16 protein-coding genes and 1 tRNA gene are annotated in these 14,995 nt (G+C 52.9%); 5 read left to right on the top strand and 12 right to left on the bottom strand.

Features of this window, described 5'->3' with window-relative positions; all coding sequences use genetic code 11:
- Positions 1–49 precede the first annotated feature (49 nt).
- Entirely contained in the window at positions 50–301 is a 252-nt protein-coding gene (locus tag FEM41_RS11710) for a YdgH/BhsA/McbA family protein (RefSeq protein ID WP_138096140.1), read from the top strand.
- A gap of 196 nt (positions 302–497) precedes the next feature.
- Here the strand turns inward: FEM41_RS11710 and FEM41_RS11705 are convergent.
- The 5 genes from FEM41_RS11705 to FEM41_RS11685 all read right to left on the bottom strand — a co-directional run bounded on the left by FEM41_RS11705 (position 498) and on the right by FEM41_RS11685 (position 2,852).
- Positions 498–574, bottom strand: a tRNA-Arg gene (locus tag FEM41_RS11705).
- A gap of 106 nt (positions 575–680) precedes the next feature.
- Complete coding sequence (locus tag FEM41_RS11700) at positions 681–1,784, bottom strand: DUF4056 domain-containing protein (protein WP_241666599.1); 1,104 nt, start codon at positions 1,782–1,784, stop codon at positions 681–683.
- 183 nt (positions 1,785–1,967) lie between these two features.
- The gene (locus tag FEM41_RS11695; protein WP_138096139.1) at positions 1,968–2,189 is read right to left on the bottom strand and encodes a DUF2767 domain-containing protein; all 222 of its coding nucleotides are present in this window, start codon (positions 2,187–2,189) and stop codon (positions 1,968–1,970) included.
- A 266-nt stretch (positions 2,190–2,455) separates the two neighbouring features.
- Positions 2,456–2,596 carry a type B 50S ribosomal protein L36 gene (gene ykgO, locus FEM41_RS11690; RefSeq protein ID WP_138096138.1) on the bottom strand — a complete coding sequence of 47 codons (141 nt, stop codon included), beginning with the start codon at positions 2,594–2,596 and terminating at the stop codon, positions 2,456–2,458.
- On the bottom strand, positions 2,583–2,852 hold the full coding sequence (locus FEM41_RS11685) for a type B 50S ribosomal protein L31 (protein ID WP_138096137.1): 270 nt from the start codon (positions 2,850–2,852) through the stop codon (positions 2,583–2,585). Before FEM41_RS11685 ends, ykgO begins: the two co-directional genes overlap by 14 nt.
- A 1,112-nt stretch (positions 2,853–3,964) precedes the next feature.
- Between FEM41_RS11685 and FEM41_RS11680 the strand changes: the two genes are divergently transcribed.
- Positions 3,965–4,696 carry a response regulator transcription factor gene (locus tag FEM41_RS11680; RefSeq protein ID WP_138096136.1) on the top strand — a complete coding sequence of 244 codons (732 nt, stop codon included), beginning with the start codon at positions 3,965–3,967 and terminating at the stop codon, positions 4,694–4,696.
- A 645-nt stretch (positions 4,697–5,341) separates the two neighbouring features.
- A complete protein-coding gene (gene fimZ / locus FEM41_RS11675; RefSeq protein ID WP_138096135.1) occupies positions 5,342–5,974 on the top strand; it encodes a fimbria biosynthesis transcriptional regulator FimZ in 633 nt (210 codons plus the stop codon).
- A gap of 74 nt (positions 5,975–6,048) precedes the next feature.
- Here fimZ and sfmF read toward each other — a convergent pair whose 3' ends face one another.
- From sfmF to fimA, 6 genes are all read right to left on the bottom strand, one after another.
- On the bottom strand, positions 6,049–6,525 hold the full coding sequence (gene sfmF, locus FEM41_RS11670) for a fimbria assembly protein (protein ID WP_421805432.1): 477 nt from the start codon (positions 6,523–6,525) through the stop codon (positions 6,049–6,051).
- A gap of 49 nt (positions 6,526–6,574) precedes the next feature.
- A complete protein-coding gene (fimH, locus tag FEM41_RS11665; RefSeq protein ID WP_138096133.1) occupies positions 6,575–7,579 on the bottom strand; it encodes a type 1 fimbria D-mannose specific adhesin FimH in 1,005 nt (334 codons plus the stop codon).
- The gene (locus FEM41_RS11660; protein ID WP_138096132.1) at positions 7,576–10,212 is read right to left on the bottom strand and encodes a fimbrial biogenesis usher protein; all 2,637 of its coding nucleotides are present in this window, start codon (positions 10,210–10,212) and stop codon (positions 7,576–7,578) included. Before FEM41_RS11660 ends, fimH begins: the two co-directional genes overlap by 4 nt.
- 26 nt (positions 10,213–10,238) lie before the next feature.
- Positions 10,239–10,931, bottom strand: a complete 693-nt coding sequence (fimC, locus tag FEM41_RS11655; RefSeq protein WP_138096131.1) for a type 1 fimbria chaperone FimC — start codon at positions 10,929–10,931, stop codon at positions 10,239–10,241.
- A gap of 25 nt (positions 10,932–10,956) precedes the next feature.
- The gene (locus tag FEM41_RS11650) at positions 10,957–11,496 is read right to left on the bottom strand and encodes a fimbrial protein (RefSeq protein WP_138096130.1); all 540 of its coding nucleotides are present in this window, start codon (positions 11,494–11,496) and stop codon (positions 10,957–10,959) included.
- Positions 11,497–11,565: 69 nt separating this feature from the next.
- Positions 11,566–12,138 (bottom strand): type 1 fimbrial major subunit FimA, encoded by a 573-nt coding sequence (gene fimA, locus FEM41_RS11645; protein WP_138096129.1) that lies wholly within the window; start codon positions 12,136–12,138, stop codon positions 11,566–11,568.
- Between the two features lie 477 nt (positions 12,139–12,615).
- Here fimA and folD point away from each other — a divergent pair, with 477 nt between their 5' ends.
- A complete protein-coding gene (gene folD / locus FEM41_RS11640; protein ID WP_138096128.1) occupies positions 12,616–13,482 on the top strand; it encodes a bifunctional methylenetetrahydrofolate dehydrogenase/methenyltetrahydrofolate cyclohydrolase FolD in 867 nt (288 codons plus the stop codon).
- Position 13,483: 1 nt separating this feature from the next.
- Positions 13,484–13,696, top strand: coding sequence for a ribosome-associated protein YbcJ (ybcJ, locus tag FEM41_RS11635; protein ID WP_138096127.1), 213 nt, complete (start codon positions 13,484–13,486; stop codon positions 13,694–13,696).
- A 44-nt stretch (positions 13,697–13,740) separates the two neighbouring features.
- Here ybcJ and FEM41_RS11630 read toward each other — a convergent pair whose 3' ends face one another.
- A complete protein-coding gene (locus FEM41_RS11630; protein ID WP_138096126.1) occupies positions 13,741–14,994 on the bottom strand; it encodes an MFS transporter in 1,254 nt (417 codons plus the stop codon).
- Position 14,995: the final 1 nt, after the last annotated feature.

The raw sequence follows: 14,995 nt of genomic DNA, 5'->3' as shown, positions 1-14,995 counted from the left end.
TTCTGGCGAAACATCTGGTTAAAACATTCACCTGAAAGAGGTACGCATTATGAAGTTACTAATCATTACTACATTTTTTATAGGATTAATTTCAGTGAATGTCGCATATGCAGCGCAGGAAATTAATCATGCCGATGGGAAAGAGAAGATCGGGGTCGTGTCCGCTGGTAATGCCTATACACTTGATGATTTATCTAATAAACTTTCTCACAAAGCTGATGAAAAAGGCGCGTCATCATTCAAAATTCTGTCCGCAACGGGAAATAACCTGTTGCACGGCGTAGCAGAGATCTATAAATAAAAGCTTACTTCCTATAAACGGTGAGGCTATATACCTCGCTCTTATTGAAGGCTTTCATGAGCGTATTGAACGGACAGATACCAGCAAAGATGACTTGATACAGCTAGAATCGGGAAGAGAATGAATCGCGAAAAAATCGCTAACAGGCTAATTTTTAAGCAAAAAAGACGTCATTTGACGTCTCCTGACTCTAAGTTGGTACGCCCTACAGGATTCGAACCTGTGACCCACGGCTTAGAAGGCCGTTGCTCTATCCAACTGAGCTAAGGGCGCCCGGAGAGGCTTCATCTTACAGAATAAAGTGGCTGAATTATACGTTCAGCCACAGGTGAGTCAATGGCTTTGGCGCCATGTGCTGGTGTTATAACCAACGACCGCTTTAACGCTTCTGCTTTTGCAGCAGTACCCTGTCGGTGGCGGCGGCGTGTTGGGCCAGAGCCGGGAAGTCATGCGGTGCGTAGAAGGTTTCCGGTGCTGGCAGCGCTTTCATATCGTTGGTGGGGTAGATTCGCAGTTCGCCGAGTTGTGCCAGCGTCAGCTCGCCGATACGCTGCGGCAGGGCCAGCGGTCGGGGTTCCCGCGTTTCGCTGGCGAGCGGCGTGGGGGAGCGTCGATCGCCCACATCATAATTACGATTGAGTACCAGAAACTTCTCCGGCACCCGCCGCTGGCTGTCCCACCACTCGCCGTCAACGTCGCGGAAACGCTGCTCCGTGCCTTTCTTATCCACCGCCTCAAGGTTATGCAGGGCTGCATGTAACGCCTTGTCCATTGCCTGGTTATACGCCTGCAGCGAATTCGCCTCACCCTGCAATATCACCCGGGCCGCCAGCCTGGCCCCCAGCAAATTCGAGTAGAGATCTTCCGGCGAGAAGGCGGATATTTCTTCCGGGAAGTCCGGAACCGATTCAAAACCGTACCACTGGGCAATTTCATGCCACTGCGCCATCTGCCAGGCCAGATGCGCGGCAAGCCACGCCGCCAGTTCGTAACGCCGGGCGGGCTCCGCCGGCGGCGTAAAGCGGTTTAGCTGAATACGCCGCAGGCCCAGTTCATTGCTGAAAAAAATCCGCCCCTCCTGCCCCAGCTGTGGGTAAATCTGCGAAAACAGATACAGGGTGTTGTCGGCGGTATCCCGCACGTGGGCGATATCGATAAAACCGCCGCGCCGGGTGTAGATAAGCCCGTTGCGCTCTTCGCTAATCCCCATCAGGTTTTTCAGCGCTCCGAAGGTACTGTCGTTGTACTGATGGTGCCCAAGCGTTTCCAGCGTCAATACGTTGCCTGGCTGATAGAGCGGCACCGGAATATTCAGCGCGCTGACGTGCAGATTGTGTCCGAAAGCGCAGCAGGGGCGCAGCGATTCCGGTGCCGGAATGGGTTGAACCGGAGGATGAAGCCCATGAGCCTCACGGGCGTAAGAGTGACCGACGAAGCCAAACAGCGACAGGCAGGTCATCACCACCATCAGTAATCGAACCAAAATGTCTCTCCGACATATAAAGGGAATCAGAAATGATCGCCACGCCCCGGGTGACAGGGCGTGGGCGGCAGTGTAGTCAGGAATAATGGCGTATCGCTACGCGGAATGTGCCGACCCATCACTGGCCAGCGCTTTTAAGAGGATTCCCGGCACAGGAGGGGCGCCGGGTGCGATCTGTGGGGGTTATTCAACAAAGTAGAGTGCCGCCCGGTTCTCTCCATAGCCTAACAGGGCACTACAGGCTTTCCAGTAAAGCAGGACCTTATCCTCGTCCTGCTCATGCTCGGCTTTTTCTTTAATCAACATAGCCAGCGTTTCACGACTGACTTCGCGATTTTTAATTACCAGTTCGAGGAGAGCTTCACCAAAAATAGATGCTGCTACGGCTCTTTTTTCATCTGTCATTAACTCAGCCTCCTTTTTTTGATCTCAGTCAAAATATAGATGAATCCCCGATTGGTGTTGCCTATCGCTGTAATCAATAAGCAAAATGGAGTTATCTGATTGCTAAGGAGAAATTTACCGGGCGTAAATAAACAAAAAAAGGTTAATTTTTGGACTAAATAGCAATTAATGACAAAGATAAATTAATTACCTTGCGCGACTTTATTCATTTTTAAGTGATTGAGACTCCCGGAAGCATTCCATCGCTCTGGAAGTCTGTATGTCAATTAACGTTTTTTCTTTCTGCCCTGTACCGCTTTAAACCGCGGATTGGTTTTGCAGGCAACATACAGCCTTCCCTTGCGTCGAACAATGCGGCAGTCAGGATGCCGCTGTTTTGCGCTGCGTAATGAGTTAACGACCTGCATCCTTTCCTCCTTTAAAGAAACGGCCAAAGCGCTGGTTAAAGCGCGCGGCGCTGCCTTCGCTGGTCAACATCTTCTGTTTACCGGTATAGAACGGATGAGACACCGACGACACATCGATGGTGACATAGGGATAAGTTACGCCTTCCAGCTCTATCTGGCGCTCGGTACGAATGGTGGACCCCACTTTGATGTAATGATCGGCGCTGGTGTCGTGGAACACTACCGTTCGGTAGTTCGGGTGAATGCCTGGCTTCATGGATGCTCCTTTTTAATTAATTACGTTATAACATAACAATTATGGATTGTAGAGAAGTCGCTCTCTTCTGGCAAGAACTACGCGAGTCCCTGCCCGGCAACGCTTCCCGCCCCATGGAACATCAGACGCTTTCTTCCCCCTACCAGGAAGAAACCAGGCAAAAACTCATCCCTCCAGACGCACAGTTTAAGCCGGGTAATATTTTTACAGCGTATGCCTTTCTCTATGATCCCGCAGTGCGGCTGCCTCTGCTGATAAATATCCAGATAGTTCCTGACAAGGAGAAATAAACGATGATCGCTATTGCTATACAGGATGGGAATACCCATTTCTGTCACGGCATCCGTATATTAATTGACAGAGCCAGCCAGAAGATGAACATTCCCTACGTTATTTTACCTGCTGAACATGCTGATATCGCCAGACTATTATTTATCTCGATAACCCATTTCCGACAGTATCAGAAACAATGGTTCCTTCCCTGTCTACCTCAACATCAGCAGCTTGTCATTATCAGCAGCCGACGAGAAACCAGCGGCCTGGATCCACACCCCTGTACATCCTCCCCGCCTCGCCTGTACCGGGAAGAGGCTGTCGAAACTGTCAGCCGTAAGATTGGCGACTGGTTACTCTGTACCCATCTCGGCCAGCGCCTTATCCCCACAACGAGCTGTTATCGTTGCCCAACGCGTCACCTTAGCCCGTTTGAAAAACAGTTTCTCAGCCTGCTGATAAATAATTATTCGCTTATCCGCATCGCCACTATTTTGCGAATGGATAACACCCGGGCCCGGGCGTTATATCAGTCAATCATGCAGAAACTGAATAGCCGGAGCCGGGAACAGCTTCGTCATTACATCAGGTCCCTGTAATAGATTCATATCAGGCAGCGCCGCAGCCGTCCTGCTCCCCACATCTTCCGCATTTTTTGAGTTTTTTCCCGGCATTTATTAGGTCAAAACTGATTCATCATCTCGTCTGAAGGTCGCAGAATCTCGGCTTATCCTGGGGACGATCTAAGAATAATGCCGGAAGATACCGATCATCGAGACCATCTGTTACGGAAAAAATATTGCGCATGCCGGGTCTGGCCTGGTCGGAGAACGCCGCAGATGAGCGATCTGGCGCGTACCGCCAGACGAAGCCGCCGGATTCGCTCCGGGCTCCGGGTATCGGGCAATCCCCCGGTGATACCGGCATTTTTCGACAGTCTGGAATCGATACATCAACAACTCATTTCTTCACATATCCCCGACATCCGGACTGATACCTTGCTGATTACAGCCGATCGCTTTCTGGGGCATGCGTTAAGTCACAACTCCCCCCATGGGGACTTTATGCAGGTGGATCACAGGCTGGAAGCACTTCCCCAATCTCTGCTTCATCACGACATCCGGCGGCTGATTGTGGACCCCATTAGTCTGAGTCTTCCGCTGATTATGTCGCTGAATATATTGCGCGCCACAGCACATAATCACCCACATTTACGACTCTTTATACTCGCGCCAGAACATCCCCAGGGTTTACTTCGCTTTATCGCGGCCAGTGGCCCTTTTACCGTGGTAGCGCGTCAGCTTCGAACCCGCGAGATATACCGCGCGCTCGCTGCCGCAGCCCCCCAGCCCTCTTTTCCGCATCGCTGGCGGATGTCGCCACGCCTGTGGCAAATAGTGCAGGCCATGAGTGAAGGTCAGTCGCTCAGATCTATCGCCCTTGTACAGAATCTTCCTTACCACCGCGTGGTCTATCAGCTCAATCGACTGTCATCCCTTCTTGAACTTACTCCACGTCGCCGTTTTCTCACTCTTCTACATCATCTCTCATTACCTGGTAATATGTTATAAACCCCCTACCTTGAATTATCTGATATTTCCAGGCTTACTCAATCATAGGAAATCACTCATTTATTTGTACCCCATCCGTTAATCATTAACATTAACTCAACATTTAAAACTATTCCTGGTCATACCATAAACACCCTGTTCCCCCATAATCGACGAACAAAACGGCGTGTTACCTCAGTAACACGCCATTAGTCACACAAAATAAACGCCTTTATGGTGATACCTCCTCTTCTGAAAAACATAACATAAAAAAAACAATCAACACTAACCACTGTTTTTAAAACTTATAATTATGTTAAAGTTCATCACACCAAAAAAAAATAGAATAAAAAACCAAACGCAAGATATGATATTTCTTAGATCAGAACATCATGATACAAACCTCAATACTTCCAGGTAACGTGCTTTTCCATAAAAACTTACCGGGTATAATCAACTTTCAACATCAATAATAAAAACATTAACTATCAAGGACGAAGATCTATCATCATTTCATTTCTGCTTATGAATACAGCAAGATATAAAACCACTGAACGCCAATGGATATCTAATGCCGCACCAGGGATCATCCATAACTTTCATCCTCCGGATGATTAACACAATCCGTAAGCATATCAATTACTAAAACAATTTGAGGCATGAATAATGAAACCGGCATCCGTAATAATCATGGACGAACACCCTATTGTAAGAATGTCGATTGAGGTTTTACTACAACAAAATAAAGATATTACCGTCACATTAAAATCTGATGACAGCAGGGAAGTACTCAGCTGCCTGCGCCGCCAGGCTGTCGACCTTATTATCCTTGATATTGAGCTTCCGGGAACCGACGGGTTTACGTTACTGAAAAGAATTCGTAGCCTGCAGAAGCAGACAAAAGTTTTATTTTTATCTTCTAAATCAGAGGGTTTTTATGCTATCAGGGCGATGCGCGCTGGAGCCAACGGATTTGTCAGCAAGCGCAAGGATCAGCATGATATCTACAATGCAGTAGAGATGCTGCTGGCTGGCTACTCTTTTTTCCCTTCCGATACCCTTAATTTTATCAATAGTCATCGCTCACGCCGTGGAGAATTAAATGAAACGCCACTATCCGATCGCGAAGTCACCGTATTGCGTTATCTCGCCCATGGTTTATCCAATAAAGAGATCGCCGGGCAATTACTTTTAAGCAATAAAACCATTAGCGCCCATAAAGCAAATATCTTTGCTAAGTTGGGGATTCATTCTATCGTGGAGTTGATCGATTATGCCAAGTCACATGAACTGTTATAGCATTACCGGCCTCTGACGGTAACGACCAGACACATCACTGAATATGATTTCGATGATGTGTCTGGCTATTTCGCTCAGTAATAATTAATCATAAATGTTGCATCGGCATCGGCGCTACCGGCAGTCACATTATCGCTAATCGCAATATAATTAGCGAAAAACCGCAATGTGGCATTGCCATCGTTATCCACGACCACATCCTGACTTTCGCTGGCAAGCGCCAGTCGCTGTCTGTCGCCGCCACGTATCTCTACCGCCACATTACCGGCGCTGCTGCCGTCGTCTAACGCTAATAGCGAAGGCACCGAAGCCGCACGTCCGGAAAAGGTAATGGAAACCGATCCCGGCGGGCATCCCATCAGCCGCAGACTAAAAGGCACCAGCGAACTGGTACTGCCTGCCGTGGCCAGCTGCTTTGTCGCCCAACGGCCCAACTGGACGGTTTTATCGGCATCCCCCGGCGCGGCAACGCAGCTCAAATCCACCACGTTACCTCGTAGCTGGATATTGATTTCCCCAAGCGAAGCAGCGCTGGCCAGCCCGGGGAGCATCAATGCCAGCAGCAGCCCGGCCTTCTCTGTTTTACCCATCGCTTTCCCCTTAATCATAATCCACACGTAAATAGCCCCTGGCCGTGAAGGGGCCTTCGGTAGGCTTATTACCGGTGATGCTGACCGGCCAGGCACGAATGGGCACACTGGCGGCAGCGCTGCTATCAAGACGGAAACCAATCTTACTGCTGAGGTTGTTCGGCGTCAGTGGGTTTCCGCTACCATCGGAAACCACAAAGCCCAGATCGCTATTGTCGGAAACCATCGCGGTTCCAGACGATCGCTCCGCTTCCAGCCGCAAAGAGAGCCAGGCCTGGGCGTCAACGTTGGTGCATTTAATGGCCACCGTTTTGGTCTGCGGGTTCACCCCTTTCGGGGGATTTCCGGCCCCGGCCTGGCTGAACAGCGAGGCGCCGATATCGCTGAAGTCGAACTCAACCACCTGACCGGCATTAATCTCACAGCTCTGAGGCACCTCTACCCGTCCGCTGTAGCTGATGGTATAAACTGGCGTTATCAGCGGGTCGCCCTGAGCGGTGGTAACATAGACCCGGAACATGGTCTGGCGGGGTATTAGCACCATATTGATAAAGGGCCGGGTAACCTTCAGGCGGAAAACCAGCTTAGAATCTTTCACCGGAAAGGATTTCTGCTTTGGCACATTAGAGTGGCGCCCCATACGGATATCGTTCTGAGGCGGGAAAAAACGACCGGCGAAGTCGTCGGTAATGCTCATCGCCCCATCCAGATAATCATTAAGTTTCAGATAGCGGAAACCGTCCTGGGTGCTCTGTACCGGCAAATCGCTGACGTAGCTACGCCAGGTGTAATCCACCGTCGTCCCCGCCGGGCAGATAGCCCGAACACCTACCCAACCAGACTTTTCCGTGAGCTCAACAACCTGCCCCACGCTATTATTGCTGCTGTTAAAGGCCTTCGACAGATCGTAGGAGATATCCGTCGCTACGCCTTCAGAGTTCCAGCAAACCCCAGCCTGTGCGGGCAACGCCGCCGCCAGCAGCACGAGCGCCGCCAGAGTCATCACTGTTTTCATTGCGATCCTTCCTGAGTCATCCCCGATACCGGCAGGCAGTTGGCGGCGGTTATTGCCACCGGTTTATTCATTACCGATGGCGGCAGCGCATAACGAGCCAGACAGCGCATATCGGCGCCTTCTCCCCACTGCGCCAGCAACTGCCCCTTCAACGGCAGCCCGCTAATCCAGGCCTGACCTTCATCGCCCACCATTCCGACGGCGCCGCTATGCACTTCGCGAACCGTCGCCCCGAACGGGACCAATCGTCCGTTATGATTCAGGGCGATCAGCGCCCGAACCCCGATACGGGCATCGAAATCCGCCCGGACCAGCGCCCCCTGGGCCGGTACCACGCTACTGACGTTGCGCTCAATATCGGTATGGTTATTCATGCTGTTGGTATCCAGCGCAATACGGTTGTAGCGATATACCGTGGCGTAGGGCACCACCGCATAGCCGCGCCAGTCCGTCTGTACGCCGGTTTGGTTTTCTATCCGCACGCCGGAAGCGCCAGGCGCTTTAATCAGCACATTGGTATCCCCCAGCGGTTGACCCAACGTGATGCCGTTGGCGTGCGCCACCGCACCGCCGGAAAGCTGCCAGTTGTATTGATGCTGGTTGCGATCGTAGTTATATCCGGCTCCCAGGGTGCCATAGGTCCCCTGCCAGTTGGCGTTCAGACTACCGCTACTGCCGCTGGTATTACTGTGGCCCTGGTTGACGCTGTAGTTCAGGTTATGCCCTTCCAGCAGCGTGCCGCCAACGCCGGTTTGCCAGCTACTGTTACCGTCAGAGTTACGGCTGGCGCCAAAGGTCGCATAAGCGCGGTCCAGCGCGGTTTCTCGCAGATAGTGACGCCCGGTCAGGGTGCTGAGCGGCACTGACAGATTTAATGCGACGATGCGATCGCTGTCGGAAAGCCCCATCGATTTATTCCAGGACCAGGAGAGCGAATAACTGATACCGCGCCAGCCGCCGGAGTAGCCCAGCTGATACCAGGTATTTGATTCGCTGGTGCCCCAGTAAGTCTGCTGACTGCCCGAGACATAAAGTGAGCCATAGCCCCCCAGCGACTGAGAAAGGTTGATCTGGAAGCGCCCCTTCTTGCTGTAGCGTAGGTTATGGTAGCTGCGCGCCACCGGTACCCGGTGGCCGTTACCGTCGGTATCCATTTCATACTCGTAGCCTTCTATCGACTGCCAGGCGACATCATCCAGGGTATAAAAGCCGCGCGTGGAATAGCGATAGCCCAGCAGTTGAAAGTTTGTGCCATAGGGGCTGAGTGATTTGGCATAGAGAAAGCGTAGGGACTGACCCTGGTGCCTGCTGCCATCGGAAAGTTCGCTGTTGGCGTGGGTCATATCCAGTGAAACGGCCCCCCACTCCCCCATATTCTTACCGGCTCCCAGGGTGACCGCCTTATAGCGCGATGCCATCTGGCTACCGCCATACAGGGTATAGCCCCTGGGCAGCCCGGCAATGGCCGTTCCCTGTACGAAAAAAGGGGTGGACTGCTGGGCGCTACCGCTGCGGAAGTCGCCAGCCACCAGCTCATACTTCAAACGCCCTTCACGTTGCAGCATCGGTACCGTGGAATAAGGCACCGTATACTGCTGGCGGCTGCCGTCTTTCTCTTCCACGGTCACTTCCAGATCGCCGCTGGACGAGGTGGGGTTAAGATCGCTGATGGCGAATGCCCCGGGCGAGACATAGCTCTGGTAAATCACATAACCATTCTGGCGCACCACCACTTTGGCGTTGCCGCGGGCGATACCGCGCACGGTCGGCGCATAACCCTGTAGACTGTCAGGATACATGCTATCTGAAGAGCTTAACCGCACGCCGCGAAAGCCCAGACTGTCGTAGACTTCATTACCGCTATTGCTGTCGCCCATCACCAGATCGGATTTCAGCGCTACCACAGTGCGCTGTACCCAGGTCCCAATATTGCGCCAGTTGCCGCCCCGCCCGCCGCTACCGCTGGCGTGGCTCCAGCTGCCGTTATTACGCAACCGCCACGGGCCATAGTTAAGACCACTTTGCAGGCTCAGATAGTAGCTGTCATCCCCGGAGCCACGGTTGCCGGTAAAGCTATAGTTCAGCAGCGCAGCCGAAATACCTTCATCCCACTCTTCCGGCGGAATATAGCCGCGGGCGCTGTTACTCAGCGACGCCTGAGGCAAACTGATGTTCAGCCGCAGCGCCGCAAAGTCCAGATCGGCCAGGGCCCCCGGAATCGTCTGTTCCAGCGCCACACACTCTCCTTTCCGGTATTTTTCCAGCGTCGGAAAGGCACGCATATTGACACCCAGTCGCTTCAGCCAGTCGCTGTCCAGGCAAGGGGTCAAACCGCTGGACTTCGTTGATGCGCCGGGTACCTGCGGCGCTTCGTCAAAACGGATATCCCGGCTGGCAATAAATTCATCATTGCGCCAGACATCCACCCGATAAACACCGGGCGCCTGGCCGTGACCTTTAGCAAAACGAGTCAGGTCCGCCACGCTTGCGGTATCTTCGGATAAAAACGCCGGGTTAAAGTAACTTTCACCATAGCCGCTGACGGGATACCACACCGTCATTAACGCTGCCAGAGCGGCCAGCCGCGGTCCATCCCTGCCCGTCCTGGCGCGGCATCTCTGTGACCTTTTCATGCTCTCTCCGTCATTCTGATGCCGCTTTAGCGCACAGCACCGCTTTGCACCGGCGTCAGCGCACCATAGTCATTTACGGTCTGGAAAGTGATACTGCCCTGCGCCGTTCCCAGGCTGACCCGGGCATTCTGGCGGGGAGAGATCATGGTGTTAGGCAGTTTCACTCCCCCCATCTTCAGGTTGACCAGCGTGACGTAATAAGGGGTTGGGTTGTCGATCACCAGAGCACCACCGCTGCGGCTAAAACGCAGCTTCGCGCGTGCCTCTTCCGGCTGCATACTCAGTTTCGTCGGGCGGACGAACAGCTTGATACGCGACAGAATCGCCAGTTGCAGAACGTTCTTACCCTCGACGCTATTCTTATCCACCGCCGGAATCGCCTTCACATTCATCCAGAATAGCGATTCGCGATCGTCAGGCAGCGGCTCACCAACGTAGATAATCCGCAGGGTGTTTTCGCTTTTCGGCTCGCTCACAAACAACGGCGGCGTCACCACAAAACGCTTATCTTTCTTTCCCGCATCGTTATCAATCCAGGCATTAATCAGATAGCGATCTCGAGAATCGCTATTGGTAATCGCCAGTGAGGTCTGCTGGGCACCGGCAGGATAAATAACCCGGGTCGCCCCCAATGCCACGCCGCCAGCCGCCTGGCTGGTAAAAGGAAGAAATAACAGGAGCCAGATAAAAAATGCGCCTGTTTTAAAATAATTGTTCATTAAACGCCACCATCAAAATAAAAAGTCAGGGATAAACCAGCGTGAACCACAGAGTGGAATGAACCTGTCCCGGCGTTATTTCCCGGGAGACAGCGCGATAGCGCGCAATAAAATGCAGAACGTTATCTCTGGATGTCACCAGGGACTGAACGCCTGGAATAATGAGTTGCCGCCCGGCGTCAAACAGCGCCAGACCGATACCGCTGCTGATATCGCGGCCGTTAACCCGGGTGGCCGCCAGAAAGACCTGAGGATCCTCACCTGGCGTTTCGCCATTAAAAATAATGCCCACGCTGCGCAGGACATCGGGGCGACAGCCAGTGAGCCGAACGCTAAAGGGCACGCTTAGCGGCGCATAGCTCCCGACATCGGAAAAGAAGTTACTACGATAATGCCCCATCTCCACGCTCATATGGCGGCTTTGAGGCGCCACAGCGCAGGCGCCATTGACCAGCATCCCCTGCAAATGAAGCCGACCGCCGTCGATAATGGTGATGCTCCTTGCCAGCGGCAGGCTGACAGGAGCCATAACCAGCAGCAGCAGCAGCCATTTCCTTATCTTCATCTTGCTTCAACTCCCTGCCAGAAAAGCGGCCCCTTCCCTGGGGCGAACCTTCATCCCTGCGCGTACCCGTTACTCGTATTTCATTACGAAGGTCGCGTCGGCATTAGCCTGACCGGCAGTAGCGCTGGCCGCAGTTGCCTTATAACGGGCGCTGAAGTTCAGGGTGTTGGCGCCGTCCACCAGCGCCTGAGCGGTAGAGAAGCTGGAACCGTTCGGCGTCAGCACTTTAGAGGTGCGGTCCATAATTTCGATACCCACGCCGCTCGCGGTGGTGGTGTTATCGCCGGAAGCAATCGCCAGCAAGGTCGGGTCAGTGGCGTCAGTCTGGCCGGTGAAGGCGACGGAAGCCGTAGAAGAAACGCTGGTGTCGCAATCATTCAGTACGATGGTGAACGGCACTTTTGCGCTGGTATCGCCGACTTTGGTGAAAGTTGCGGTACGGTACTGGCCAAGGCGTACGATTTTATCGGCGGATTCCGTGCTTACGGCGCAGGCCGCGTTAACCAAATCGCCTCTAAAATGGATGGTTCCACCGTTAACCATAACCGGGGTCGGAGTCGGTGCCGGATCGGCAGCATTCACGCTCCCGGCGACCAGCATAGCGGCAGATATTACGCTCAGAGCAATTTTATTCAGTTTCATTAGTATTCCTTGAATTAACACGCACCCGGAAAATGCTTCCTGCATAATTCCGTTTTAGCCATTACCGGCATAAATAGGCCGAAAAACACTCCGCATCCTTTTGGAGTCAGGCGTTGCCGTCAGAAAATAAATCGTCATAACCTGAGCGGTTGGCGATTAACGACAACCATGATAAAACTCTCTGACTTACGTTAAACCTCAATACGTCAATTATTTTCCTGACAGGGATTTCGCCACGCGGCTAAATTAGTTCAGCACTCTCTGACAAAATAGCGCTTAATACTTTATGAGACTCAGGAAACACCTTATTAGACACTAAGAAAAGTAAAGATCTGTTTCCGGCAACCGTCCTGGCTTCTGCACGACGGCTACCGTCAGACTAAGAAAAGCGACAATCTGAGACTGACAGCGCGGCGTGCTTCTGACAGAATACGCGCATCCCCCTTCACCCTTGAAACAGATGGAATCCTCTCTCTGATGGCAGCAAAGATTATTGACGGTAAAACGATTGCGCAGCAGGTGCGGCAGGAAGTTGCGCACAAAGTACAGGTCCGGATTGCGGCAGGCAAACGCGCTCCGGGGCTGGCGGTGATCCTGGTGGGCGCCAACCCGGCATCACAGATCTACGTCGCCAGCAAGCGCCGGGCCTGTGAAGAGGTGGGCTTCGTCTCCCGCTCTTACGATTTGCCGGAAACCACTACCGAAGCGCAGCTTCTGACGCTGATCGATGAACTGAACGCCGATAACACCATCGACGGTATTCTGGTGCAGCTTCCCCTGCCGGCAGGCATCGATAACGTGAAGGTGCTGGAACGCATCTCGCCTGATAAAGACGTGGATGGCTTTCACCCCTATAATGTAGGCCGCCTGTGCCAGCGCGCGCCGCGCCTGCGCCCCTGCACCCCGCGCGGTATCGTGACCCTGCTGGAGCGTTATAACATCGACACCTACGGCCTGAATGCCGTGGTGATCGGCGCTTCGAACATTGTTGGTCGCCCGATGAGCATGGAGCTGCTGCTGGCGGGTTGCACCACAACGGTCACCCATCGCTTCACCAAAAACCTGCGTCAACACGTGGAAAACGCCGATCTGCTGATTGTGGCCGTCGGTAAGCCGGGCTTTATTCCGGGCGACTGGATTAAAGAAGGCGCCATCGTCATCGATGTCGGCATTAACCGCCTGGAAAGCGGAAAAGTGGTGGGCGATGTGGTGTTTGACGACGCAGCAAAACGCGCTTCCTGGATTACGCCAGTGCCGGGCGGTGTGGGCCCTATGACGGTCGCCACGCTGATTCAGAACACCCTGCAGGCCTGCGAAGAGTACCACGATAAAGAGGAAGCATAAGATGGCCACCTTTTCACTGGGCAAACACCCACACGTTGAACTGTGCGATTTACTGAAGCTCGAAGGCTGGAGCGAAAGCGGCGCCCAAGCGAAGATCTTTATCGCCGAAGGGCTGGTTCAGGTCGACGGCGTCACCGAAACCCGCAAACGCTGCAAAATCGTCGCCGGGCAGACAGTCACCTTCGATGGACAGAGTATTACCGTCACGGCCTGACCCATAAACGACCTGCGCCAACGGCAGGTCGTTGTTCCAGGGTATTACAGGCTCTGGCCCGCAGATTGTGTTTCCGCCTCGCCTCTCCTGCTGCTGCGTCGCTCAGACAGATCGTCGTGAAACAGGAGGAAAAAGATAGCTGAGACGATGGCTGCCACGATCGCGGGCCAGACCCAGAAATACTGCCACTGCGCCAGCCCTTCCGAACCAGGAGCGTTCACCGTATGGTTGAAAATCTGGCCACAAACCGTCGAGGCGAATAGTAGCCCTGCTCCGTTAGAAACGATAAAGCGCAGGCTCTGCGCCTGGGCTTTAATGGCCTCTCCGGCTTTACGATCGACATAAATATCCGCCACCGTAAAGAAAAAATCCCAGCAAAAACCCTGCAGCAGTAGTCCCACCACCACCCAAACCATCGCATCATCCACTGCGGCATGTGCAAAAAACAAGCTGCGCACCACCCAACATACCGCACCGATCAGTAACGTCACCTTAAAACCGATTCTCAGCAGAATAAACGACAGCAGGAACATAAAAATAACTTCGCTGGCGATGCCAATCTGCATCATGGTAGCGGCATTGTCGAATCCCAGCGCCTTCAGAAACACCGGTATATAGGCGGAATAGGCCGTTTTGGGGATCATGAGCACCAGGATACTGAGCATCAGAATGGTAAAGTTGCGCTCCTTAAACAGCGCCAGCGCATCCAGACACAGCAGATCGCGAAGCATGAAGGGTCGCCCCCGGGCCTTCGGCGGCGTATCCGGCAATGTAAAGCAGTACAGTCCCAGCGCCACGCCGGACGCGGCGGCGATATACCAGGCCATGGTATCCCCCGAATAGCCCATCTGGCCGATAATAAAACCAATCACCATAAAGCCGAAGGTGCCGAAGACGCGAATAACCGGAAAATATTTCACCCCGTCAATATGGTGAAAGCTAATGCTATTCGACAGTGCCGTTGTGGGATAGAACAGAATACCAACGATAAAAATCATCAGTAGCGTCATGGTGGCGTTCTGAGCCTCAATAAACTGAGGAGTATAAAAGATCACGCAGGCATTAATCAGATGAAGAATCCCCATCACCTTCTGGGAGGCGAAAAAGCGGTCGGCGATCATGCCGGTAAATAGCGGAGAAATAATCGTCGCCACGCCGAGCAGCCCATAGGCGGTACCAATAATACTGGCCATGCCGTATGAGCTTAATACCAGTCCCATTGTCATATTCCATGCCCCCTGCATGAAATACTGAACAAACATCATGATTAATAATCGGGGGGTTGTACTGTATTTCATT

This window comes from Jejubacter calystegiae, assembly GCF_005671395.1.
Classification (GTDB): domain Bacteria; phylum Pseudomonadota; class Gammaproteobacteria; order Enterobacterales; family Enterobacteriaceae; genus Jejubacter; species Jejubacter calystegiae.
Note: the sequence above shows the minus strand (reverse complement) of the source record. Positions and strands in the feature narration are given on the sequence as shown.